This window comes from Lysinibacillus sp. RS10 (assembly GCF_041956855.1).
Classification (GTDB): Bacteria; Bacillota; Bacilli; order Bacillales_A; family Planococcaceae; genus Lysinibacillus; species Lysinibacillus xylanilyticus_A.
On sequence record NZ_CP167122.1, the window covers coordinates 2,383,877 to 2,407,918 of the forward strand.

The window sequence follows — 24,042 nt, forward strand, 5'->3', positions numbered from 1 at the left end:
AAATCCCTTCCTTCTAGTTAACTTGATTATACAACAAGAAATCGAAAACACAAATAATAAAACTTAAATTTTTTAATTAAAATAATTAATAATGTTAATTCGCAAATTAATATTATTAATTATTCATTCGAGTATTCTATTTACCATGATAGTTGAAATTGTAGACCTTCCTCTTGGTGAAAATCCCTAGGAGCACGATTCCTTAGACTGTCACTTTAAGAGTTATTTTGCACCACAAGTAAATATAAAAAGTCCAATTCCCCAATATTAAAGGAAATTGGACTTTTATTATTACTTCTGAATAGTACCCTTCTCCGGAACTGTTTTAAGCCGTTAAAATCACCAGAACCCTCCATCTGAATGAATAATTTGTCCCGTAATCCATTCAGATTCATTACTTGCTAAAAAGACGATTAACTTTGCAGCATCTCTAGGTTCACCGAGTCGTCCCATCGGAAATTTCGGTAATAAGCCTTTCTTCAGCTCACTGCTCATCCAGCCACTGTTAGTTGGTCCGGGATCCACGGCATTAACCGTGATGTTAAGCGGTGCCAACTCAAGAGCAACTGATTTAGTAAAAGTGGAAACGGCACCTTTTGTTGAAACATAAGCTAGGTTACCTGGTTCAGGTGATTTATCTTGACCTGACACCATATTGATAATTCGACCCCCATGTTTGCCTTCAATTTGACGAGCAAACATGGCTGTCAAAAGACATGTTCCTCTAACATTCACTTTATAATGAGCATCGAGAATATCTGCATTTATGGAACGAAAATCGACATCAACAGAATGAGTTGCATTGTTCACAAGAATGGATGGTGTACCTATTTTCTCATGAACCTCATGAAGCAATTTCTTCGGTGCATCTGATTGTGACAGATCCAGTTCCATTGATTCACATTTCACTCCAAGGCTACGGATCTCCGCCATAAGATGTTGCGGCCAATCGGAATCATGATCAATAAAATACTCCATCTGACGATCATACTTTGACCAATGAGTGAAAAAAATGTCTGCACCTTCTTTGGCCAGTTCCCGACATATTGCAGTACCAATACCATTTACTCGACTAGCGCCAGTAACAATTGCAGTCTTGTTCATTAATCGTTTCATAAAAGCATCTCCTTATGGATACGCTGAACAAGGTACTATTGGAGATGTAATACTAACAAACAAAAAAAAGAATACCTAATAGGCATTCGCTCGGTGAGTTTATAGTACATGAACCCAGCAATCCTAAAGTGGTGTGAATTAAAATGGAAAATTACCCCTCTTATAATGAAGGGGAATCAATAACTCCATACAATTACTAAGCCATTAAAGAATATCTCCCATTAAAGTCCATGCTCCTTTCGTACATCTCCATGCTTATATGGTATCGCAATTACCAATTTTAGTAAAGAAATCCCAAAGAATTACTTTGCAAATTACTTGCCGTTTGTTCACTGGTCCTTCCTTCATTTATTGCTGAACAAAGTGAACAGAGCTGTTCATAAGTTTCTCCTTAGTAGAAGTTAACTTTTGAGACAGCTCGAGGTACTCTATATATGCTACTTATTATTTTCGGCTGGCATAGATTCTGTTACTTTTTCAGCTTTTGTCAGTTTGCCTTCTTTTTCAAGCTGAGCAATCAATTCATCTACTGTAATTCCTTTTTCTTTCGCCATTTCTTCCAAGTTAACTGGTTCACTGGAATTTGTGACTTCACTAGTTTTGCTGGCCGTATCTGACTCAATTGTGCCTTCAGCTTTCGTAGATTCAGTTACATTAGCAGCTTTTGTTAGTTTGCCTTCTTTTTCAAGTTGAGCAATCAATTCGTCTACTGTAATCCCTTTTTCTTTCGCCATTTCTTCTAAGTTGACAGGTTCGCTGGATTTAGTAGTTGCCCACATGTCGTTGTTGCTAGCAGCATATGCAGATCCTGCAACAATCGATAATCCTAACACCAATGTTGTAATTGTTAATTTTTTCTTCATCATAAATTCCTCCTAGAATGTTTTTAGTTACTACCCAAGATGTGTAACAATGTTAACCGTTCTGATTTTTGAAATTACTCTTAAAATGTTCATTGTAACCTTAGAGTTGGTTCACCTGTAATTTTTACTATCCCCCTATCTGATTTAGTCATCTATTTTCTTCACAAGAGAAAGTCTGCCATCGAACGTACCACAGACTTCATCGGCATAGCTTGCAACCTTTCTACTTGATATCACCAGTTTATAATAATTCATGTTAAATCCATGTTAAGAGGAATAGTTTTTATAAATTCACAAAAAAAGGCTTTGAATAAACAGTTTTAGCTGCCATTTAAAGCCTTTTCTTTTTCTTATTTTATTTTGCCAAGCGTAATTTCGAAACAAGTACCGCCGTTTTCATGATCCGTAATTAAGATGTTTCCGTTATGCTTTTGTATAATACTATGCACAATAGAAAGTCCTAATCCTGAACCGCCCATTTCACGAGAACGTGATTTATCCACTCTATAAAACGGCTCAAATATATTCTTTTTTTCCTCATCAGGGATCCCGATTCCCGTATCTTTAATTTCAACGACTACCTGCTTTTTATCCGTTTTAACAGTAATGATTACCATACCACCGTCAATATTGTATTTAATACCATTTTCAACAATATTATAAAGCGCTTGATATAGTAAGTCGGTATTACCGTAAACAACGCTTTCATCGCAATCCAAATATAATGTAACATCTTTTTCTTCAGCAATATGAGAAAGCTCAGAAACAATATCTTCTAAAACATCCTTCAAGCAAATCGTTTCATTCGCAAGTTCATCATTCATATTTGTCATATTCAAAAGGCTACTAACAAGCTCAGATAGTCGCTGTATTTGCTTTTCAAAAACATAAATCAGCGCATCATATTCTTCTGCAGAATGTGTATGTTTCTTTTTAAATACATCCACCTTTGTTTTTAAAACCGCAAGTGGCGTTCGAAGTTCATGAGCTGCATTTGCAGAAAAGCGACTTTGCATCATAAAAGTATCGTTTAGCTTATTCGTCATTTCATTAAAAGACTGTGTTAGTTCCGCTATTTCATCATTGGTTGAAGGAATGTCCATCGTTTCCGATAAATTATGTACAGTCCTATTTTTAATTTGACTATTTAGTGTATCAAGTGGTTTTAACACTTTGCCCGATATATAGTATGTCAATACGCCACCACCGACTATAACTATAAGCAGATAAACAATACTATTCATCTTAAAGTCCGTTCTTGCTTGTTGTGATTCTTCAGATGGTGTAGTCATCATGACATCTGGTGGCGTTTGGAGACTGTCCATATTATTGTTATCTTCACCAACCACTTGTGCAGGTAGTAAAGTGGCTGCATCAATTCTTGTAGCCATTATACCAGCAGAAAAATTCAGTATTAATGTAAGTCCTATACAACAAATCGTTAATAAAATGATCATCATTACAGTAAATCGCAGCCGAATTGGCATTTTTTTGAACATCAAGCGTCACCATCATTTTTAGTTATAAAATACCCTTCACCAATCTTTGTACGTATTGGATCATAATCTAAAAGAACTTTCATTTTTTTTCGTAATGTGGCGATATGAACGCGAATAGCACCACTAAAGCTATCGGCATTTCCATCCCAAACGTGTTCAATCAACTCTTCTTGACTGACTACTTTTTCTTGATTTAGCAGAAAGTATTCAAGCAATGCGAATTCTTTTTTTGTGAGTATCAGTTCTTTTTCATCCACAAATGCGGTGCGTTTAGATAAATCAACATTTATGTTACCGCAAGATAAAAGGCTATTTTCCTGCACAAATTTTCGCCTTAATAAATTTCTTATTCTTGCTTCCAATTCTGCAAATTCAAATGGTTTAGTTAAATAATCATTCGCACCAATATCTAAGCCTTTAACTTTGTCGTTTACGCTACTTCTTGCACTAAGGATTAAGACTTTTAATTCGTTATTTTCTTCTCGTATCTTTTCTAAAACCTTTAATCCGTCCATTTTCGGAAGATTTAAGTCAAGGATTATTAAGTCATAGTTTTCAACGTACGCCAGTTCATAAGCATCTTCTCCATTACTACATGTATCAACTGCATACCCTTCAATTCTAAGTCCCTCAGCGATAGCTTCCTGTAAATCTATCTCATCTTCAACAACTAGAATTCTCATATCGTCATCACCTCATTTTCTTATTATAAAAAGGTTTGTGTTAAATCTATGTTAAGCAATTATTATCAAATAATAATTTATTTGTGTAAAGCAAGATTTTGAATAATTATATGTAAATCATAAAATGACAAAGACACCAAAGCACAATCCTTGGTGTCTTTATCGTTATTCTTTCGTTGCTAAATGAGCTGTTGCTTATCGCTTTTTATTTGGAAATTCCCGACTGCATTTCGTAATTTCTTACGAGCATTCCGTTTGATTTTATCATGCCAAAATTCTCGTAATAAGGAATTAAGTCATCGTCACAACACAAATCAATCATATATATATCATCAAGTTCTTTTAATATTTGTTTTACTAATTCCTTGCCAATACCTTTCTTTTTATACGCTGGCAACACTTCAAGGAACGGAATGTAGGCAGATAGAACACCATCGCTAATTGCTGTTATAAATCCAACTACTTGATTAGTGTGATCATCTATAGCAATAATCACTTTACTACTGTTTTTTAACAACTTTAAATGCGTTTGTGGATTTGGTGGATTTGGCCAATCAACAAAAAAGCCATTCAACATATCAGAAGAAATTCCATCCATAGATTTTTTATAAATCATCATATATCAACTCCTAAATTATTTAATAATTTTTTAGGGAGATGATCGATCAATTATAAAGTAACATCATTACTACCTCCAAACATTTCCTGGGATACTATAAAATATTCTACTCAAATTCTAAAAATCCTTCTTCTTTGTTTAATAAAACACTAGCGTGAATAACCATTGTTTTACGAGATGAAAAGTATGAAACTGCAAACATCACAACAAAGTAAATTCATGTTGTAATTTTTGATAAATTCAAAGCACAAAATCATTTTTTGAAATAGACTTCAACTGATAATGAAAGTATAGCAAATAATGGGAAAATTAAAAACAAATACTTTAAATCATCACTTTTCAATATCCACACGTTAAGACACGCTATCAACACTAAACCGATGCTATTGAATAGGATAAAATATAGTATTTTGTTTTTTAACCTATTCATTAAATAAAGATCAATAGGTGCTGCAACGATTATTGTAAATAAATAGAGACCTAAAAAAATGAATGCAGATATCATGAGATTTTCAAACATTGTGAACCCAATTAATTCCGATTCCGGCTTCTTCTCTTCAATGAATTGAATAATGAATGTAGTAACTAACGCCACTATCAAGGGTGAAAACAGGATATTGTATTTTCTTTTCATTTAGTTACCTCGAATAATTATTATAAACAAGCCCTTACTAGAAATTTGTTTATGTAAATAATTATAGAGTATATGGAAATGTTTTCAATATTTTCATATCAATTCTGTTCGCTTTTGCCGTTTCAGCTAAACTTAAACAGATGCATTCGCTTTAGCACCAGTTTCACTAACAGAGAACAAATACAAGTACATAAAAGTTAGGACTTTCTTTTTTAAAAATCCCTATATTAAGCTGATTTCTAGTCCTCATAATGAATGTGGTTGTTCTTTTTTAACTGGCTGTCTCCATTGCGTTCTTCATGATAATACATTGAATACAAATCATTTAATGTAACTTTCCCAAATGCAAAATCCACCACATTTCTCTCAACTAAAAAAGATGTAAGCGAACTTAATAAACTTGCTTCAGAACTTGGTAAATGAATTAGTGACATTCCGTTTGTAAGTGTTTCAAGTTTTATATTTGGAAATAGCTCGTGAAGTTGTTTTTTAGTATGATCTTCCATGTTTTTCACTCGAATAGTTTTAATATGCGCTTGACTAAAACCTTCTATTACTTGATTGGTATTAACCAGCTTTCCTTTATTAAATAAGAAAATTCGGTCTGCATATTTCTCTAAATTATCAAGTAAATGGGAGGCAATAATAAGAATCTTACCTTCCGCCTTTTTCTTTACTAATATTTTCGAAATTATTTCTACATTATTTGGATCAAGTCCGTTCATTACTTCGTCCATCATCATAATTTCCGTATTTGTGACAATTTGCATTGCAAAGCATAGACGCTGGCGCATACCAAGAGAATACGTGCCGGTTTTTTTATTCACATAATGCCCCATATTTAATGCTTCGATTGTTTCATCAATCAGTTTTAAATCCGATTGCCACATGGTTGCAAACATTTTTAAATGCTCTCGCCCACTTAAGTGATTATACAAGTCACTTTGGTCCGGCATCATCGACACGAATTGATGAATTTTCACTTCATTTGATTTATTCGAGTAACTTAGACCATCTTTAAAAACTACCTTTCCTTTCATAGGTTTCACATAATTCATCAATACATTCATAAATGTGGATTTTCCCGTTCCATTTGGTGCAACAAGCCCGATCATTTCTCCTTGCTCAAATGTCATAGAAATATCATTTAACACTTTATGTTCCCCAAATTGCACGGTAATATTTTGAACTTCAAGCATCTTTACGCCTCCTATTTAATTAGCTTATATCGCCTATTCAATGCAATCAGTATCATTAAAAAAATGACCACCCCTGCCAGCCCAAGTAACAGCTGTAATCCTAAAGTAAAATCTAAATCATTGTTCATATAATAAAAATTTCGCCTTTTTGAAACAATTTGTCCGACTTGAATGTAAGATGTCGGATAGTTTTGAACGTCCCAAAAATAGCCGACGTAACGGCTGGAATAAAAATTCTCGCCGAAAATAAGGAGCAAGCCAACAGCGAAATTTACCATCTCGCTTCGGAAAATAATACTACATAATAGCACAACGTTGATCATGACGATAAACCAGGTAAAAAGCAAAATGAAAGATTGTCCAAAAAACGTACCTAATGTCATCATTTCAAATTTACCGTCCACACGCCAATCGAGATGAGCTGCATACACAGGAGATGGTAAATTGAAATTCCCAAAACCGGATTGTAAACCTATGATAAAGACGCCAACTATAAGCGGTACAAATAATACCATGCTACCTAGTAGTGCAACGAACATTTTCACAAGTAGCTTTTTCCAATCACTAATCGGAAATCCCTTTAAAATAGATGGATGACGTTGATCTTTTTTAACAATATCAATTGATAATAGAAGGACACAGACAATTAAAATAATAGGAAGTACACCCTTTAATAGGCGTTCGAGCGTTTGAAGCGCTGTACGTTGTTCAAAAATTTCCAATGATAACTCATAATCTGCTTTCGAATAAGCATCATAACGGACAGCCTGCTCTAAATAGGCGTAAAAGGCATCATCTTCTGCATACTTGTTATTTTTTATAAAATACTTTGAGTTATATGAAAATACCTCATTTCTATATGTAATCGAATTCGTAAAGTAGTACCAATCGCTAGTTAAATCTGCATATTTTTTAAAATTGCCCTCATCTAATGCATCTAATCTTCCTTTATCTATAGGGTTAATTTCCTTAAATATTTCAATAGCATAAATAACGGAAGGATGTACATTATTTAAATCTTGTCCTTCCATATGATCTAAAAATTCCTGACGTGTTAAATAGCGCGCCTCAATTTCATCATAGTCAACACTTTCTATCGGATTGTAAGTTGGCGCTATTTTAAATACATAAAAAAAGGTTGCAAAAGCAAGCAAAAAATAGATTGCTAGGTTTTTCTTATTCGTAAAAAACTGCTTGAATTCAAATTTAAAATAACTCCACATGCTTAATACCCCCTACGCCCTATTGATTTTTCCTGTTGAGAAAAATGTTTTAATAACGAATAACATTAAAATAATACTTATACATATGATGATTAAGCCTAAATTCATCGTAATATCTACAGGCTTCGCTAAATCTACAGGTACGCCTAGTAAAATATCATTGAAGTTCATGAAATTAAAAGGATTATAGGGTAATAAACTAATAAGAGATGGAAAAATCATTGGTAAAAAGAATAAAATAAAGTGTACAAATAATGTTAAATACATATTTTTCAGTAACACATTTAAAATAATCGACAATAGCATGACAAAAATTGAAATTAATAGCATATAACCAACGCTCATTGCAATATATTGAATCGTAGATATTAATGTGGCATTTCCTACATAGATCCCAACAGGCTCTAAAGGGTTACCAAGTCCATTTAATATCCACAATGGAATTGCGCAAATAAAAATGAGTAAAATACTTGTAACTATGGTTAAAAAAGCAATGATGCATTTAGATAAAATATAGTGATCGAATCGGACAGGAAAGCCCTGAATTATACTAGAATGCTCAAAGTCATCAAGCAAAATAGAACTTGTATGGAAGCTAATAAATATGTACCAGCCTGCTCCAACTTGGACAAAGAAAAATAATAAAAACGGCATGTACTGAAATAAATTGGATATTGTATCCTTTCCCTCATCAACCATCCTCTTAAAATAAAGATAGTCCATCGAATTTTGCAATTTAGAAGGTAATAATTCTGCGACATTTCCATATCCTTCTAATTCAAATGCTTCTTGTCTTAATTCTGCAAGTTTAAGTGAAGTCTCATAATACATAGATTGTTTGTCCATCGTTAATGATGCTATTTGTAAAGCAATAGTGCTTTTTTGTTTAACTAAATTTTTATATAAGTCACTTCCGTCACCTGTTTCTGAAGCATCTTTAATTTGAAACTTTGATAGTATAGCTTGTGCTGAATAATAATCACCCTTTTTCTCGACAATTTGATTACCAACGGCTTGTGCATTTATATAAAACATAAAGCCAAAAACGATCATAACAACTGCTAGTAGTGCGACTAAATTTTTCCGATTGGCTCGCTCAATAACTAGACCTACTTTTAATGCTCTTAACACTGTCATCCTCCTCACTTATCAATGAAAGCATTTACAGTACTATAATAAGATATTATGAATATTTTTACAATTCTTACATTTTCGAAGGTTCTTAATTTACGAGCAACTAAAAACGCCAGGATCAATGATTTACCAATGATCCTGGTGTTTCGTTCTATTATTTTTTATTTATGTGTTCAGCAAGGTTACGATGCCAACGTTTTTTATTCTTTTATGGTAGAGTAGCTTGTTGCATATAATCATTTTTTAAAAATTGAAAACTAGTGCGAATGACTTGTTGGGCGTCTCACAAAAAAATGCTAATAGCAGACCGATTACGGCCACAATTACAATAGTGCCAAATGTAAATTGTGTTCCTGCTGCAACTAGTGTTCCAGGGTTTGCTTTTGAATGCTCTACTGTAAAGCGGTGCTGTCCTGTTGTCATAAGTGTAATTGCTAATGCGGTACCTGCAGCACCTGTAATTTGCTGAAGTGTGTTTATGACCGCGGAACCGTGGCCGGTATAATAGTTGTTGATACACCTACGTAGAAAATCATACGGGGTACTATTACTAACCAAGGTGGTGTTGTGGCGCTAATGACAAAGAATAATATAGTTGTTGAAATAACTAAGCATAGAATCCAAAACGCAAGTAAAATTTTGGACCAATACGATCAAAAGCTTTTCCGACAATTGGAAAGGATTTTTTTTACAATGTGAAGAAGTACTTAGTAAGGGGATATATGAATTCAACGATTATGGAGAAGAAATAGTAAATTAGAGGTGAAGATAAGGTGAAAATAAAAATAATATTGTTATTAATTATTTGTTCTATATGGTTAGTGGCTTGTAACGATAATGGAGAAACAACAAAAACGATAGAAATTCAAGAATTAATTAATTTCGAAGAAGAAAAACCCGACACATTACAGTTAATATCTGATGCGAAGAATATAAAGATTATAAAGAAAACATTTAAAAAAGCTAGAGAATTTGGTGAAGTAGATAACAAAGTAGTTCCGCAATATAAGATCAAACTAAACGAAGATGAATACTATTTATGGATCGACAATACAATTACAGGGACAATAGCAAACGTAAATAGTAGAAATATGTTTTATAATATCCTCGCTAGCGAAGAATTTAAAGAGGCCATTAATTATCAAGAACAAAAATAAATTACTTTTTAAAAAAATTAATCAAAGCTAACTATCTTCTGTCTAATATAGCAACAATCCATACGAAAAGAGCATTTCACAAAGATTGTTGCTATTAAAACAAGAAGCCTTCGAAATAAAAGGCTTCTTGTTAATAAATTTCTCAATTACTGAACACAGCGGTTATTTAAGCCATCATAGATAGTAGCGCCAACAGTTCAAGCTGCGCAACTTGGTAGTGCTACTCTTGATTAGGTTCTATATAGTAAGGATTTACATGAATAAGGACTTCCCCTACATCAGGATATTTATTTAATATTTCATTTTTTATGTCACGAGCTATATCATGGCCTTGTTTAATTGTTAAATCATGATTAAGTGATAGACGAATGTCGAGAAGCTTATAGTGACCGTGTTCTCTTGCGCGAATTTTGTCTATTCGTTGCACTTGATTAAATTCATGAATAGTAGCTTCATACTCGTCTAAATGTTCCTGATTCACACTTTTTTCCATTAAAACATCAACAGAAGGCTTAACTAATTCCATTGCGATTCTAAAAATAAAATAAGCTACTAGAGCACTTGCAATAGCGTCCGCGTATAACAAAAATGTCCATCCTATTGCATTTCCTATTATTGCTAAAAGGACTCCAATAAATGCAGCTAGGGAAGCAACAATATCACCTTTATGATCTAACGCAATCGCTATGATAGCCTTACTATTCCACTTTTCCCCCTGTTTTATGGAGTATCTATACAATATTTCTTTTGCTATATAAGAAATTATGGCTGCAATTAATGCACTGTACTGTGGTACACTGGGTTTATCAAAAAATGCTAAAATTGCTTCTATTAAGATATATATTGAAACCAGTAATAAAATAATTCCAACGATCGCTTCACTAATAACCTCTGCCTTACCATGCCCAAATGGATGATCCTTATCAGGTGGTTTATTAGAGATTCCTACTACCGCTAGCACAGCAATCGAAGCTACTACGTCTGCCCCTGAATGAATTCCGTCTGCAAAAACTGCCTCACTACCCCCAAAAAGACCAAAGAAGATTTTACCTATCATTAGAAATAGGTTGGATACAAGTGCAATCCACGCAACTTTTTTACTAATTTTTTCTCTCTCACTAACCATTTATCTCTCCTCCGATTAAGAGTTTTACAATTAAAAATGAGGGAAGAATTCTCCTCAAATCCCCTTAATCTTCTTCCTTCCATTAATACTCAACTATGATATCAAACGAATATCGAGTGGGTCTACAGCAACCTTTTTTACCATTACTAAATAAATTTAGAGAATGAAAATAAGTTGTTTCAGACCAAATTAATCAAATTGAGGTTTCCCTAAGACGGACGTTCACCCCAGCATGATAAGTGGAATATACGGATGCATCAATTAATAACCAATTAGTTTTTTTGTAAGTGGTACGTTTTACTTGCAAAAGCCTTTGGATTGCAAACTCTCATCTCGCCCATTATCTTTTAAATACATCGCTGTCCCACCTGTACAAAAATCATAGCCATTCCCGATTGGATATGTCCTTTAGTTAACACCTTATTTATACTCTTGAAGGATGTAGGATAATACTATTCATTCCCTTCTAATATTTACAAAGGGTCACTAACCTCCGAGTGACCCTTTTAATTTTTCCTTAAGTAATTTGAATTAGAAATAGAACAATGATTGTGTTTTAAAAAGGTTACATTTTTGGAAATAAAAAAAGCCCCAGCTCAATATTGAGTGCCTGGGTCTAACTAACAACCTAATCCCCATCTGTTTTTTTAGATGAGGATAGTTTTACTCTTATTTGCTCACATGCTCGCAGTTGGTCTTTTCAAGTTCAAAAAACACCAACAATTCATAAAGTTGGTGTTTTCCGTTTTCATTATTTAGTTTTATTTTCCAATTCTTTTAAGGCATCAGTAAGTTGAGCGTTTAAAGTGCCTAATGCTTCTTTATCAAGAGTATCTGCTTCTGAACCAGCAATCGTAGGGTCAAGATATTTTTCAATTTTCTCGTAAAGGTCTTTATGATCCTTCTTTACTTCGTCTTCAAAAACCTTCCATTGGTCTTCTAATTTTGGTCCAACTTCTTTTACTTTCGCTTGGTCTCCACTTTCGATAGCTTTGGATAACTGATCAGTAGTCTCCATCATTTTATTAACTCCATCCGTAACTTTACTATCTTTTGAGCTACATCCTGCTAAAAATAAAGTACATCCAAGACCGATTGCTAATACCAATGTCATTAACTTTTTCATAATCCATTCCTTCTTTCATTTTAGTTATTATTAACTGTTTTAAAATTTTTATTTTTTATGTTTTTAATTAACAGAATAAGAATTGCAGCAAGAACCAGAATAATCTGTGGAATTGCGCTCTCCCATGAGGAGTAAAGAGCGAAAAATTCTATATTTGGAATACCCGGAGCATTCGTTGTAGGAAGCAACCCTGCTAATTGTAAACTGTGAATTCCCATCCCCGTGAACTTAATACAAAGATAAAATACGATTACGCTTGAGACTATAAAGAATGGACGGAGCGGTAACTTTAAACCAACAAAGACCATTAAATAAGCTAAAATCCCAAGAATAGCAGCCCCAATTAAAAATCCAAATAGTAAAGACTGAAGCTCAATTTGACTTGCCATGCCGATATAAAACAATACCGTCTCTGTTCCCTCACGGAACACTGCTAGAAACGCGAGAACACCTAATGAAACGAGCTTGCCAGTTGTTAATGCATTTTGGCTTTTTTCATGAATGTATCTATTCCAATCAGCGATATTAGATTGACTATGGAGCCAATAGCTCATATATAACAGCATGACTGCCGCAAATACACCTGTCCATCCGCCAATAAGGGCATTGTTATTTCCAAAAGCACCAGAGGATATAACAAACTTAACGATTAGAGCAAGTATTACACTTACTCCCAAACCTGTTAGAACACCAGTCCAAATCCAAGCTTTTCCTTTTGAGTCCGCAGATTTTTTAACAAACGACATTAAGGCAATTACTACAAGTAATGCTTCCAATCCTTCACGAATTAGGATCATGGCTGCATCCCAATATGTATATTGAGATTTTGTAGCTAATGGGGTTAAATATGTCACCATGTTATCAATTAGTTTTTCTGCTTGTTCATAGTTTGGTGGATTAGCATTTAACATGGCTTGTACGGCGACAAGGTCTCTTTCGGAATCACTATATATAGATGCAGATTGTGCAACCACAACGCCTTCAACACTTAACCAGCTGTCACTAGCGTTTTTAATCCCTTCAATAGCACCCGATTTGTTTTCTTCAAGAATTTCCTTTTTAGTCTTTTGTAAAATGAGAATAAAATCGTCTAAAGAAAGATCTTCCTTCTTCAAATCAGACTCTTTATGATAACCGCCAGTTGCAAATTTTTCATTTACAGCTTTTAAATCATTTAAAGCCAACAATACTTGATCTTGCTTATTTATAGTAAAAGCATAAACTACTTTCCCCATACTCGATTCAATATCACGATAAGCAGTAATAGAATAGGCTTTTATTTCTTCTTCAATTTGCCTCCAAGTTTTATTAAATTGATCATAAGCATTTTCTGCTTCAGCAAGGTTCCCTTGAGAAGCTAAATCAATTGCGCGATTAACGGATTCCTCTGCCTTCTTAATATCCTGACTAGAATTTCCAGCTGCCATAGCAGGAGTATGTATTCCAATTCCTAATATTAATAGAAGGATAGATAATTTAAGTAATAGACTTTTCCCCATGAAGACCCTCCTTGGTAACACCTTCTAATTGATAAAGAATTTCAATATCATTTACACGAGTATCATTTTATTATCATTAATAATCATTGTCAATTATATTTTTATTTTCTCTATATGTATAAATTGGTAATTTAGAACTATACCCTCGCTTTCGTTATCGTTTACTGCACTAAAAGTCGGTATCGAATAATCTGATATAATGCAGACCGTTATAAAGCTTGTTAACATCAGTAATTTCTATTTCCGGATCGAAATAATAAAACATTGTGTTTACTTTTTCTAATCCTTTGTGAATACAAATCTTTTTTATTTCAACCATCATCTCATCCTCTACTGATAGTTCCTCAATAAATTCATCCACGTCTGTTAATTTATCTTGCCAGTAGACACCAATCCAATCCTCGTCATAGAATTTTTCATTAATATCCCTACAAAATTCACATATTTTATATTTTGGATCATCAATATCCATGTCTGGATCACTATAATCGATTTCAAAATACGCATTAAAAGTATCGTTATCTACGTTGCTAATTCCCACCCAAACATGAACCTTACTCATGATCTCCACTATTATTTGCAACTCACTTTCGTATGATTTATTATTCTGGCTTCCCTGTTAGAATTCGCCCCACTTAAAGCCTGAGACAATTGACTATGAAAACTACTATATTGCTCTTAGTATATGCATTCATAATTATTTTCCTTAGAAAACAAAAATTTACTTTTTTTGTTTTCTGATGAGGATATTCTTTCATTCTAAACAGGTATTTTACTTTCATTTTCCTCACTTACTTTAGAGTCTAGTGTTTTTGTTATTATGTAGAACAAAAATGTACCCGTTAATCCTAGTACAAGAAGCAATCCTCCCATATATACTGGAGGAATCCACTCCCCAACGATGATCAGCAGCGAAGAAACAACTATTGCGCCATAGATCGTCATACTATTAAAAGCCATATAGGTGCTACGAGCGTTTGGTGGTGCAATTTCCCCTATCATCGCTTGTTTAATAGGAACATACATCAGTTCACCAATTGTTCCAATAAACATAGCAATAAAAAGAATCAACACGCTATTTGTAAAGGCAAAAACACTAAAACAGATCGAAAAAATCAACATCCCTGTAACTAAAGTCCAACCATCACTCCACTTTTTAAATACGAATAATACGACACCGGATAGGAGGACTACAAGAATTGTATTCTCCGTTCGAAGAAAACCTAGCATCTTTGTGCCATCAAGTATGAAATCTATTCCAAACAATGAAGCAGACTGATGAGGTATATCTTTTTCGAGACGAATCCCAATATAGTTAGTTAATGACTGTTCCAAAGAAAAAATAAAAATTGCTCCCAAAATATACAGCATAAACAGCTTATCTTTTAACACGGTAGAAAAGTTCTTAAACATCGCTTTTAATGCAAATTTTTGTGTTTGATTTGAAGTCTTAGAAGAAGGTTCGGGTGTGTAGGTTTCCGTAATGAAAAATATGGTTATTAATACAGATAATAAAGAGATGAGTGATATTCCAATAAATAATTCGAATAAGTAATTTTTGAAAAGAAATGCGCCAATAATTCCTCCAATAGCAGTTGCTAAATTCCCTAACCAATAGCTAATTGTAAATACAACCTTTCTTGATTCGGAATTAGTAATATCAATAATCATAGCTTGTGCTGCTGGTTGAAACATTCCACCCCAGAACATATTGATGGTAAAAAATGCTGCAGAAAAATACGGTAAGTCAAACCAAGGGGAATTACAAAGTGCTATAAACAGATATGAAAGCAATAGACCCAGTTCAGAATAAATCATTATTTTTTTTCGACCTATTCTGTCTGAGACATGACCTCCGATTAACCCACCAATGACCCCACTTATCACAATGATGATAAGAATAATACCTGTTTTAGTGGCGCCGATTTTTTGAGAAAAATAGATTGCTAGAAAAGGTATAACAGCCATCGAAATAAGGCTGCCTAGAAATTGCATTGCTAGACGCAATTTGACATTTGGATGGATATCTCTCAATTTCATATTAATCACCCCTTTTTCGTGATAGGACCAAATAATCTCAGTGCTTGTCGCGTTATATCCTTCCATATCAAGCTTGTAGATTCATCTACAAACGTTAAACGCATCCCATTTAAGATGGATAAGTATGATTTAGCAATTAATGACGTTGGTTCTTCATAAAAGTAACCAAGCCTTTGCCCGACTTCAATAACTGGATGAATACTGACGATAAAGCCATTTACGAAATCGTTTAGTTCATTAAAAAGTTTTGGAAATCGATCAGGTCTCGCAAGAACCTGCTGAATTATACGAAGGTATTCATTTCTCTTTGAAAACAGTTGTACATGGCAATCTATCATTTCCTTCACGACTTCAAGAGGCTCACCTTTAAAGTGTTTTTCTATCTCGATAAAATATGTTTTGATTTCCTCCAATGGCTCTAAAAACGCTGATTCATAAAGAGCTTCTTTTGAATCAAAGTACGTAAATACAGTACCAAAACTAACGCCTGCCTCTTTCGCTATTTCGGCAACTTTTGTCTCTGCAAAACCTTTCTCGCTATATAATTTGATTGCGGCGTTTAGAATAGTAGATCTTTTTATTTTCTTTTTTTCATCAATAGTAAGTTTAGGTTCCATTTAGAAACTCCTTTCAGAAAATGATTGATGAATCAATCAAATTGTATTGTAATTTGTTTCCATTGTCAATTTAATTTTCAGACTATTTTTATATTAATAAATTATGAAAGAAATAGTCTACGCACAATTTCAAACAAATAAAAACGGGTGTTGCTTGAGGTAAGCATCACCCGTTTTCTAGTTTAATTATTTCTCATTAACAGTTTCTAAATGTTCCCCATCCGTCATAACTTCGTGAGGAGGTGTAACTCTTTTAATAAAGAATGCAAGGATAAGGGCGATAACCGCAATTAATGTTGAAATGAAAAAGGTAAAATTAATACCATGTAACATCGCTTCATTCATGATGTGTTGTTGCATTTCAGCTGCAGCCTGTGCAGATGGTTGAACTGCGTTTGCACTCATGTTTGCCATTGCGTCAGCAGCTAGTTCCTCTGCTTTTGCAGTCGTTTGATGGTTCATTACGGTAATCAACACCGCGGAACCAATTGCACCAGATACTTGTTGTAGTGTATTATTCATAGCTGTTCCGTGTGGATTATTATGCGCTGGCAATTGATTCAAACCATTGGTCATGACTGGCATCATGACCATTGACATCCCAAACATACGTAGGGTATACAGTAAAACAAGTGTAGAATAAGCCGTATTCATACTAATTTTGCTAAAGTAATAAGTTGTCACAATGGTAATGGTCAATCCGATCACTGCCAAAATTCTTGCTCCATACTTATCAAAGAGTTTCCCTGTAATTGGCGACATAATCCCCATGACAATAGCTCCAGGGAGCATTAGTAGGCCAGAATCCATTGGTGAAATCCCACGAATTGTTTGTACATAAATGGGCATCAAGATCATGGCTGAAAACATCGCGACAGCAATGACAATTGAGATGGCCGATGATAAGGCGAACATTGGATATTTAAAGATGCGAAACTCAAGCATAGGCTCATCCAATCGAAGTTGACGAAGTGTAAAGGTAATTAAAGCAAGTGTACCAATAATAATCGTGCCGTAAACAAGTGGACTATCCCATCCTTTTTCCCCCGCGGAACTAAAGCCATAAAGCAAGCCACCAAATCCTATGCTAGATAAAACAAGAGAAAAGACATCAAGCTTAATAGCACGTTGTGGTGTTACATCTTTTAATTTAAATGCTGCAAAAATTAAGGTTAAAATGGCAATTGGCAGAACAAGATCAAATAACATTCTCCAATTGTAATGCTCAATCAACCATCCTGAAAGAGTCGGACCAATCGCTGGAGCTGTAATCATAACAAGTCCAAACATTCCCATCGCTGCCCCTCTTTTTTCGACTGGAAAAGCGGTAAGCATGACGTTCATTAATAACGGCATCATAATCGCCGATCCTGCAGCTTGAATCATTCGAGCCCCTAATAACACACCGAACGAAGGTGCGATACTAGCTAGGAACGTTCCTAAAGTAAACAATGACATAGCTGTTATAAATAACTTTTTATCAGAAAAGCGCTGAATAAAGAACGCACTCGCGGGTATCAAAATACCGTTAACAAGCATATAGCCCGTAGAAAGCCACTGCACTGCCGTGGCTTTCACTTCGAATTCTTCCATAATAGACGGAAGGGCAATGTTTAGTAATGTTTCATTTAAAATAGCAACAAAGGCACCAATAAATAAAATGGCAATCATGCCGTATGGCGCTTTTTTCTCTAAAGAATGGGTTTTCTCCGACAATAAAATCAGTCCTACTTTCTATCTCATTTCTTTGTTTTTCATCACAATTACTTCTTTATGAAGTCTCTCCAATTTGTTATCTCCATCCAACGTCCTTCAGAATTCTGGATACAAACTAATTCGGTCCTCCGATCTGTATTGCTGTCTTCTCCTGCTGAATTTTCGAATTCAAAGCAATCACTCCTTTAAAAAAATAAATATAAGAGTTGACGAAAGGATAGATTTTATTATATAATTAAAATAGGGATATCTCGCTGAATTCTATTTATATAATGTCTATCTATATAAATTTAACACAAAAGATCATTTGTTTCAATGTGTTGTACATAATTTATTTAATTGTGGATTCTTTCAATTTCTATACATCTATCACAATAAAAAGTCGGTTCCTTTTCGTACAGGAATTCGACTTTTTTTTTCACATTTTCTTAGTGCGTTCCCTAGTTTGAACTATTTGGTTTCTAGTCTCCTTCCATCCATTTTAGATTTGGCGCTTCATATGATGCTGCCCCCATCAATTTATCTTGTTCCCTTATCTCAGCTTTTGACCGAGTCCTATCATCCACTCTTCATGAAATTGCACACGATTATTATACGGTAAGGTAAAGCAATAGCGAAGATCGTTTTTATGTGAAGGTTATCGTTATTATATTAAAAGAAGTTGACCTGGAAACATTCACGAGTACATAAAACTCATTTGCAAGTTATCATTGCAAATGAGTTCTCTGACATCTAGCTCTATGTTTATTTATTTCCCTCAAGGAATTGGTAAATCGCCATCATTTTAGCTTCGTCACAAAAGATTAGCCGTAAAAAACCGTGTGGGACACAAACACATAATAATGGTGTTAAAGGAGACAATTAAGAGAAAAACATAAAGTGAAAAAGGACGTGTAGGAGTGGATTTCTTAAATGGACAAGAAACACTTACAGCAATTCAATGGGTTCTAAGAGCGATTATTGCTTTTTTCTTTTTACTCTTTGCGACAAAAATTATGGGGCAACGTTCTATTTCCCAGCTGAGATTACTCGATTTTGCTATGGCAATATCTTTAGGTAATATCATCTCCCATCCCTTATCTGATGAAGGATCAGGGATGAAAGGGTCCATGATTACAATGTCAGTATTAGTTATTTTATATACAGCCGGTGTATTATTGAGCCTGAAGTGGGCCTCGTTTCGACATTTTTTAGATCCCCTTCCAATTCCACTTATAAAAAATGGGCAGATTGTTTCCGCAAACTTACGAAAGGCAAGAATATCCGTAGATTTTCTTTTATCAGAGTTAAGAAAAGAAAAGATAGAAGATGTTCAAAAAATTGCTCTTGCTTTATGGGAACCAGATGGATCTATTGCAAGTTTTTTATACCCACAACAACAACAACCAACACGAGCAGATATGAACATGGTACCAGAGCCTTTTTCTCTCCCATTTAACCTCATAAAAGAAGGAAAAATTGATTACGATGAGTTAAACAAAACAAAATTTACTGAGGATTGGTTAAAAAATAAGCTTACGTCAACCTATAACGTAGACATTAGAGATGTCATATTAGCGACAATCGACAAAAATGATAACTTGCAAGTTTTTCTATACAAATAATGATGTGACCTTAAAAATTAGACCGGTAGTAGTTTCGGTCTAACATTTTTTTTATTTAGGAAGGAACACTCTACTCATTGAAGCGAAAAAGTTATTATCTGTTTTCGCTATTTTTCAAAATAATCGAGTTCTGTCCCAGCCTCTTTATATGTTTTATCGAACGAACACTTTAATAAAACAAGATTAGGAACTCCTAATTATCTTCTTCGTTACGATAGAATTGCTTGTTCCACGACTTGTGTTTTTAGAAATCAAGATCGATTCTACCTTAGCGTACGAAATTCGCGTTTTGTTGGTACTACCCCATACCCATCAAGTTAAGCTATAGGTTTTAGATGAACGCACGGTATCTTCAAGCATTTTAGTAAATTTTGAGTGCACTTGTAATTGGCGTCAAGTCACAGTCAAAATAGCGTCTAGATAGGGTCGATTTAACCTTTTTCTGACGACTTATTCGCTACTTCTATGACTCTAGTTATTCGCCGTTTCCTTCCTTTCCGTTCCAAATTGGATATGTTTTGTTTCGTGACGGGCCAAGCGACACATCACGACGGTTTTCCGTTTTCAACTCCACAGGGACATTGGCCCTTCTTGCGATTGCAAACAGATGATGTAAAAACGAATCCCAGTCGTCTTCGATGGCACGGTAACGCAGTGACGATAGGGCCACTTCCTTGCCGTTCTGCTGTATAACCGCCACATGAATGTTCAATCTCCCGCGTCCTTCCACCGTCGGATCGACGACAATCCGACGAACGGACGATAGTTCCAGCCGCTTATGTCCAATTGTCATACTAGGGGGCTGCTGTTCGAAGACAACGAGCCTCCGCTTCGTACCGAACGTCACCCGATCCGACGTACGAAACGCTTGTTTAGCTGTCTGCCATTTGCGTACCTTCTCCGCATTGCGCTCCCGGTTGCAGTCTAGCAAGTAATTCGCCACAACCACTTCACGCGCATAGTCTTCCAAATCGAGCCGGTATATCCCTTTGGCAGTGCGTACATCGTATACGGACATCCACGAAGTGATCAAGTTATTGCGGCGGTAGTGCTGGTTCACTCCCAGAATGTCGCTGCTCCTCCATGCAACATCGTTGCCGTTGAGACGAAAACAAAGCGATCCATCATCAAAACGCAGTTGCTCTGGCTTATGCTCAGAACGTTTGGCAAGGCGTGGAAAGGCGCCAACAATGGTTAGGACAAATACGCCGCCGCAAATCCATGCATTGAGACGCTGCATTCCGAGAAAAGAACTACTGCTCCAAGAGCCGATCAAGGTAAGCAACTCGAACACAAGCAGCACGACATAAAGAGCTGCAGCAAAAAGCAGCCCCATCTTGATCACATCAAACAAACGTTTCGAGTAGGGCTCAAGCTGAAATTCCTGATCCTTCATTGAGATGTGATACTGCAAAGTCCCCCAGTTCTTTCGACTACTATTCTTCATTCTGTTCACCTCTGCCGACTGAATGATTGCCATACACCATGACGTAATAAATCGTTGAAGTTAATATACCATAAGTGGTATCGTTAGGGAAATGTGGTAGCAAATGAGTTCATTTAGAGGTCTAACAAACAAAAGAGGCTGGGACATAAGTATATTTTCCAAGCAAAATGAAAAAATTTCACATAAGAAAAGCGCGAGAAATCAACGTTTCTAAAATTGATTTCCCTCGCTTTTTAAGGATTTAACCAGTTATGTCCCAGCCTCTAATTATTTAATATAATGTGTGACATTAAAGACAACCTCTTGATATTACTGTTTTGTAATACATTCACTTGTCTTTAATTTTACAGAGTAAGGTAGCTTTTCAATATCAAAGGTGATCACTTTATATTTTTTAGATAATTGTTCTACTTGATAAACAAAATTTGTGCTTGTCAGTAATGGAGGATGAATAAAGACAATGGGCGTCGCCTCACCCTTTACATGATAGTATAAGCTACTACCTTCTACAACTAACATTGGCACGACTAATCAGCCCAGATAAACAAATACTTTTAGAAAGCTGAATGGTAGTATGTATTTTAAAGAACAATTCTATTCGTTTTGCTGTGTTAATTTGGGTTTTCATTCCTAAATCCTTGAACTACTCCCACTTGTAGAGGTGGGAGTAGTTCAAAGAGTCTATTTTGCATTTACATCAGGTTGATGAATGCCAAAAATATTGCCTTCAGTATCAAGATAGTATCCTTGCCACGCCATTCCAGGTAGTGCATACTTTGGTATTGCGACCGTGCCGCCATTCTCGAGAATTTTAGCTTCCGTACTATCGTAATTTTCCACACCCATTGTACAAGCAAATCCATTCAAAGCTTGATTTGTTTCAGGAGGAGCACTTTGACGTTGCATTAAAGCACCATTGATTCCAAGTTCATCGTCATTACCAGTCACTGCCCCAAAGTAAGGCATTCCGGCATAATCACTCCAATCTTGAAAGGTCCATCCAAAAACCTCTCCATAAAATGCTTTTGCGCGTTCCATGTCACTTACATGAATTTCAAAATGAACTAATCTTCCCATAATTTCCTCCTAAATATCCGACTACATTGACTATAAAATATTTTAAGGAGAAAAGGAAAGAAATAACTTGCGAAAGAAGAAAAATACTTCAAAGGCTATGATATTGATGGGTTTAGTAAATCGCCTATTCTACAACGTATTTCATATCGCAGCATGGTGAAGCGGCCAATTTTGCCATTTCACCTTTAAAAGCTAAATATATGAGCTGAAGCATAAGGATTTAGTTCATCCTCTCGCCCTTCCTTCCTTCCTTCCTTCCTTCTAATCTAGCTCTAAAGGCAAAAAAGCATATTCCCCGTCTTTAATAATTTCCCCTTTACGAACTGGAATCGGATCTTTAAAAATTGGCCCATCTAAGACGGTAGTATGGAACTCTCCGCCTTCTCCGCAAGGGTCAATACCACGAGCTTCAAGCTCCTTCACGTATTCATGCGTTAACGTTCGTCCTAAATCGTCCTCTCGCATGCCTAATGATAAATTTACCGTTACAAGGATCGTTACAAATCCTAAATTTATGAATTCCTCAACGGCTTCACGATGGTCCATTTCCCATAAAGGCATGCCAAGCTTTAATCCAGCATTGTTTGTAACCTTTTCATGCCAACAGCCATGTGCAGGCATATCTAAGTCACCAGTTACTAACACCTCTGCACCTTGATTTTTAGCATTTTCTAAAAGGCGAATAAATTCTTTTTCATAATCTGTCCAGCTTGAAGCGGCAGTATAAACAGGCAACCCGATAGATTTTGCTTGGGCACATATAAGCTCTGGAGGCATTCCATGAGATCTAGAACGTTTCCCTTCTTCCTCCAGCATGACGATCAGTCCAATCGCTTCCCCAACCTTCGCTGCTTTATATAGAGCTAAGACACTATCCTTTCCTCCGCTAAAAGAAGCTATAAATCTATGCCCTCGAGCATTGTTTTTCCAATCTATACATTCTGTCATAATATCTTTCTCCTTTATTCTAATAACTTGTTCTCGATCCCTACTAATAGCTATTTCAAAACAGTCTGTTTGTTAAAGTTTATGAAAGACGTCAAACAATATAGCAGTAATATTTTCAACTGTAACATCAACGAGTGGCGTGCCAATATAGCGTACCTCTCGTAGGCCCCAATAGTTTTTATCTGCATATTCGTCGTCTATTGGCGTTACTGTACAAATTCCGTCATTTCCTTCTACGGTTTCAAAGTATTCTGTGCGACCTGGATTATAAAAGATATAATGATTTCCTGAAGAACAACCAGCTGTCCAGGATGCTATATCCGCATAAGTATACTTACTTACATACAGCATCGGCTTATCTTTTTCGTTTGGGTTAAACAACTCAATTTCAAGTGTATAAATAGGACCATTACGCCAACCCGTTTCAAGAACACTGTCATTGGTACTTTGAAATAATACAATGAAATCATGAATGTAATATCCTTCAACATAAACATCCGATTTATAGCGTAAAAATCTATCTATTTTACATTCATACCCATATTCTTCAGAAATCCCTTTTACATAATTCATTAGTTTTTGGACATTTTCATATGTATGATGAACGACAGAAAAGGCATTGATAATATTAGATTCTAAAGACATAGTAATTCTCCTTTATATCAATAGTTGTCTGAAATGAAAACAATTGTGAAATATTCTTAATCAAATATGC

The 24,042-nt window shown here is 35.1% G+C and carries 22 protein-coding genes and 1 pseudogene; 2 read left to right on the forward strand and 21 right to left on the reverse strand.

What is annotated here, in order from left to right; all coding sequences use genetic code 11:
* Positions 1 to 339 precede the first annotated feature (339 nt).
* The 9 genes from ACB089_RS12175 to ACB089_RS12215 form a co-directional block, all read right to left on the reverse strand.
* Positions 340 to 1,116, reverse strand: coding sequence for an SDR family oxidoreductase (locus ACB089_RS12175; protein WP_374966633.1), 777 nt, complete (start codon positions 1,114 to 1,116; stop codon positions 340 to 342).
* Positions 1,117 to 1,553: 437 nt separating this feature from the next.
* The gene (locus ACB089_RS12180; protein WP_375122146.1) at positions 1,554 to 1,979 is read right to left on the reverse strand and encodes a hypothetical protein; all 426 of its coding nucleotides are present in this window, start codon (positions 1,977 to 1,979) and stop codon (positions 1,554 to 1,556) included.
* Positions 1,980 to 2,329: 350 nt separating this feature from the next.
* A complete protein-coding gene (locus ACB089_RS12185) occupies positions 2,330 to 3,478 on the reverse strand; it encodes a sensor histidine kinase (protein ID WP_374966635.1) in 1,149 nt (382 codons plus the stop codon).
* Positions 3,478 to 4,161, reverse strand: coding sequence for a response regulator transcription factor (locus ACB089_RS12190; RefSeq protein WP_374966636.1), 684 nt, complete (start codon positions 4,159 to 4,161; stop codon positions 3,478 to 3,480). The genes ACB089_RS12185 and ACB089_RS12190 overlap by 1 nt, the downstream gene beginning before the upstream one ends.
* A 205-nt stretch (positions 4,162 to 4,366) precedes the next feature.
* Positions 4,367 to 4,777, reverse strand: coding sequence for a GNAT family N-acetyltransferase (locus ACB089_RS12195; RefSeq protein ID WP_374967554.1), 411 nt, complete (start codon positions 4,775 to 4,777; stop codon positions 4,367 to 4,369).
* Between the two features lie 876 nt (positions 4,778 to 5,653).
* A complete protein-coding gene (locus tag ACB089_RS12200) occupies positions 5,654 to 6,613 on the reverse strand; it encodes an ABC transporter ATP-binding protein (protein ID WP_374966637.1) in 960 nt (319 codons plus the stop codon).
* An 11-nt stretch (positions 6,614 to 6,624) separates the two neighbouring features.
* On the reverse strand, positions 6,625 to 7,836 hold the full coding sequence (locus ACB089_RS12205) for an ABC transporter permease (RefSeq protein WP_374966638.1): 1,212 nt from the start codon (positions 7,834 to 7,836) through the stop codon (positions 6,625 to 6,627).
* A 12-nt stretch (positions 7,837 to 7,848) separates the two neighbouring features.
* A complete protein-coding gene (locus ACB089_RS12210; RefSeq protein ID WP_374966639.1) occupies positions 7,849 to 8,973 on the reverse strand; it encodes an ABC transporter in 1,125 nt (374 codons plus the stop codon).
* 240 nt (positions 8,974 to 9,213) lie between these two features.
* Positions 9,214 to 9,393, reverse strand: coding sequence for a hypothetical protein (locus tag ACB089_RS12215; protein WP_374966640.1), 180 nt, complete (start codon positions 9,391 to 9,393; stop codon positions 9,214 to 9,216).
* A gap of 350 nt (positions 9,394 to 9,743) precedes the next feature.
* On the opposite strand from ACB089_RS12215, the gene ACB089_RS12220 reads away from it, so the two are divergent.
* Positions 9,744 to 10,127, forward strand: a complete 384-nt coding sequence (locus ACB089_RS12220; RefSeq protein WP_374966641.1) for a hypothetical protein — start codon at positions 9,744 to 9,746, stop codon at positions 10,125 to 10,127.
* Between the two features lie 220 nt (positions 10,128 to 10,347).
* On the opposite strand, the gene ACB089_RS12225 is transcribed toward ACB089_RS12220, so the two are convergent.
* The 7 genes from ACB089_RS12225 to ACB089_RS12255 all read right to left on the reverse strand — a co-directional run bounded on the left by ACB089_RS12225 (position 10,348) and on the right by ACB089_RS12255 (position 18,206).
* Positions 10,348 to 11,253 (reverse strand): cation diffusion facilitator family transporter, encoded by a 906-nt coding sequence (locus tag ACB089_RS12225; RefSeq protein ID WP_374966642.1) that lies wholly within the window; start codon positions 11,251 to 11,253, stop codon positions 10,348 to 10,350.
* A gap of 751 nt (positions 11,254 to 12,004) precedes the next feature.
* Positions 12,005 to 12,379: a hypothetical protein gene (locus tag ACB089_RS12230; RefSeq protein WP_374966643.1), complete on the reverse strand. Its 375-nt coding sequence runs from the start codon at positions 12,377 to 12,379 to the stop codon at positions 12,005 to 12,007.
* 20 nt (positions 12,380 to 12,399) lie between these two features.
* A complete protein-coding gene (locus ACB089_RS12235) occupies positions 12,400 to 13,878 on the reverse strand; it encodes an FTR1 family protein (RefSeq protein ID WP_374966644.1) in 1,479 nt (492 codons plus the stop codon).
* 169 nt (positions 13,879 to 14,047) lie between these two features.
* Complete coding sequence (locus ACB089_RS12240) at positions 14,048 to 14,440, reverse strand: immunity 22 family protein (RefSeq protein ID WP_374966645.1); 393 nt, start codon at positions 14,438 to 14,440, stop codon at positions 14,048 to 14,050.
* A 197-nt stretch (positions 14,441 to 14,637) separates the two neighbouring features.
* The gene (locus ACB089_RS12245; RefSeq protein ID WP_374966646.1) at positions 14,638 to 15,918 is read right to left on the reverse strand and encodes an MFS transporter; all 1,281 of its coding nucleotides are present in this window, start codon (positions 15,916 to 15,918) and stop codon (positions 14,638 to 14,640) included.
* 5 nt (positions 15,919 to 15,923) lie between these two features.
* A complete protein-coding gene (locus tag ACB089_RS12250; protein ID WP_374966647.1) occupies positions 15,924 to 16,535 on the reverse strand; it encodes a TetR/AcrR family transcriptional regulator in 612 nt (203 codons plus the stop codon).
* Positions 16,536 to 16,721: 186 nt separating this feature from the next.
* The gene (locus tag ACB089_RS12255; RefSeq protein ID WP_374967555.1) at positions 16,722 to 18,206 is read right to left on the reverse strand and encodes a DHA2 family efflux MFS transporter permease subunit; all 1,485 of its coding nucleotides are present in this window, start codon (positions 18,204 to 18,206) and stop codon (positions 16,722 to 16,724) included.
* A 944-nt stretch (positions 18,207 to 19,150) separates the two neighbouring features.
* Between ACB089_RS12255 and ACB089_RS12260 the strand changes: the two genes are divergently transcribed.
* Positions 19,151 to 19,855 (forward strand): DUF421 domain-containing protein, encoded by a 705-nt coding sequence (locus ACB089_RS12260; protein WP_374966648.1) that lies wholly within the window; start codon positions 19,151 to 19,153, stop codon positions 19,853 to 19,855.
* Between the two features lie 475 nt (positions 19,856 to 20,330).
* On the opposite strand, the gene ACB089_RS12265 is transcribed toward ACB089_RS12260, so the two are convergent.
* From ACB089_RS12265 to ACB089_RS12285, 5 genes and pseudogenes are all read right to left on the reverse strand, one after another.
* A complete protein-coding gene (locus ACB089_RS12265) occupies positions 20,331 to 21,302 on the reverse strand; it encodes a hypothetical protein (protein ID WP_374966649.1) in 972 nt (323 codons plus the stop codon).
* Between the two features lie 366 nt (positions 21,303 to 21,668).
* Positions 21,669 to 21,827, reverse strand: a pseudogene (locus tag ACB089_RS12270) (alpha/beta fold hydrolase); the annotation flags it as partial.
* A 156-nt stretch (positions 21,828 to 21,983) separates the two neighbouring features.
* Complete coding sequence (locus ACB089_RS12275; RefSeq protein ID WP_374966650.1) at positions 21,984 to 22,379, reverse strand: VOC family protein; 396 nt, start codon at positions 22,377 to 22,379, stop codon at positions 21,984 to 21,986.
* Between the two features lie 261 nt (positions 22,380 to 22,640).
* Positions 22,641 to 23,327 (reverse strand): diphthine--ammonia ligase, encoded by a 687-nt coding sequence (locus ACB089_RS12280; RefSeq protein ID WP_374966651.1) that lies wholly within the window; start codon positions 23,325 to 23,327, stop codon positions 22,641 to 22,643.
* Between the two features lie 72 nt (positions 23,328 to 23,399).
* Complete coding sequence (locus tag ACB089_RS12285) at positions 23,400 to 23,972, reverse strand: hypothetical protein (RefSeq protein ID WP_374966652.1); 573 nt, start codon at positions 23,970 to 23,972, stop codon at positions 23,400 to 23,402.
* Positions 23,973 to 24,042 lie beyond the last annotated feature (70 nt).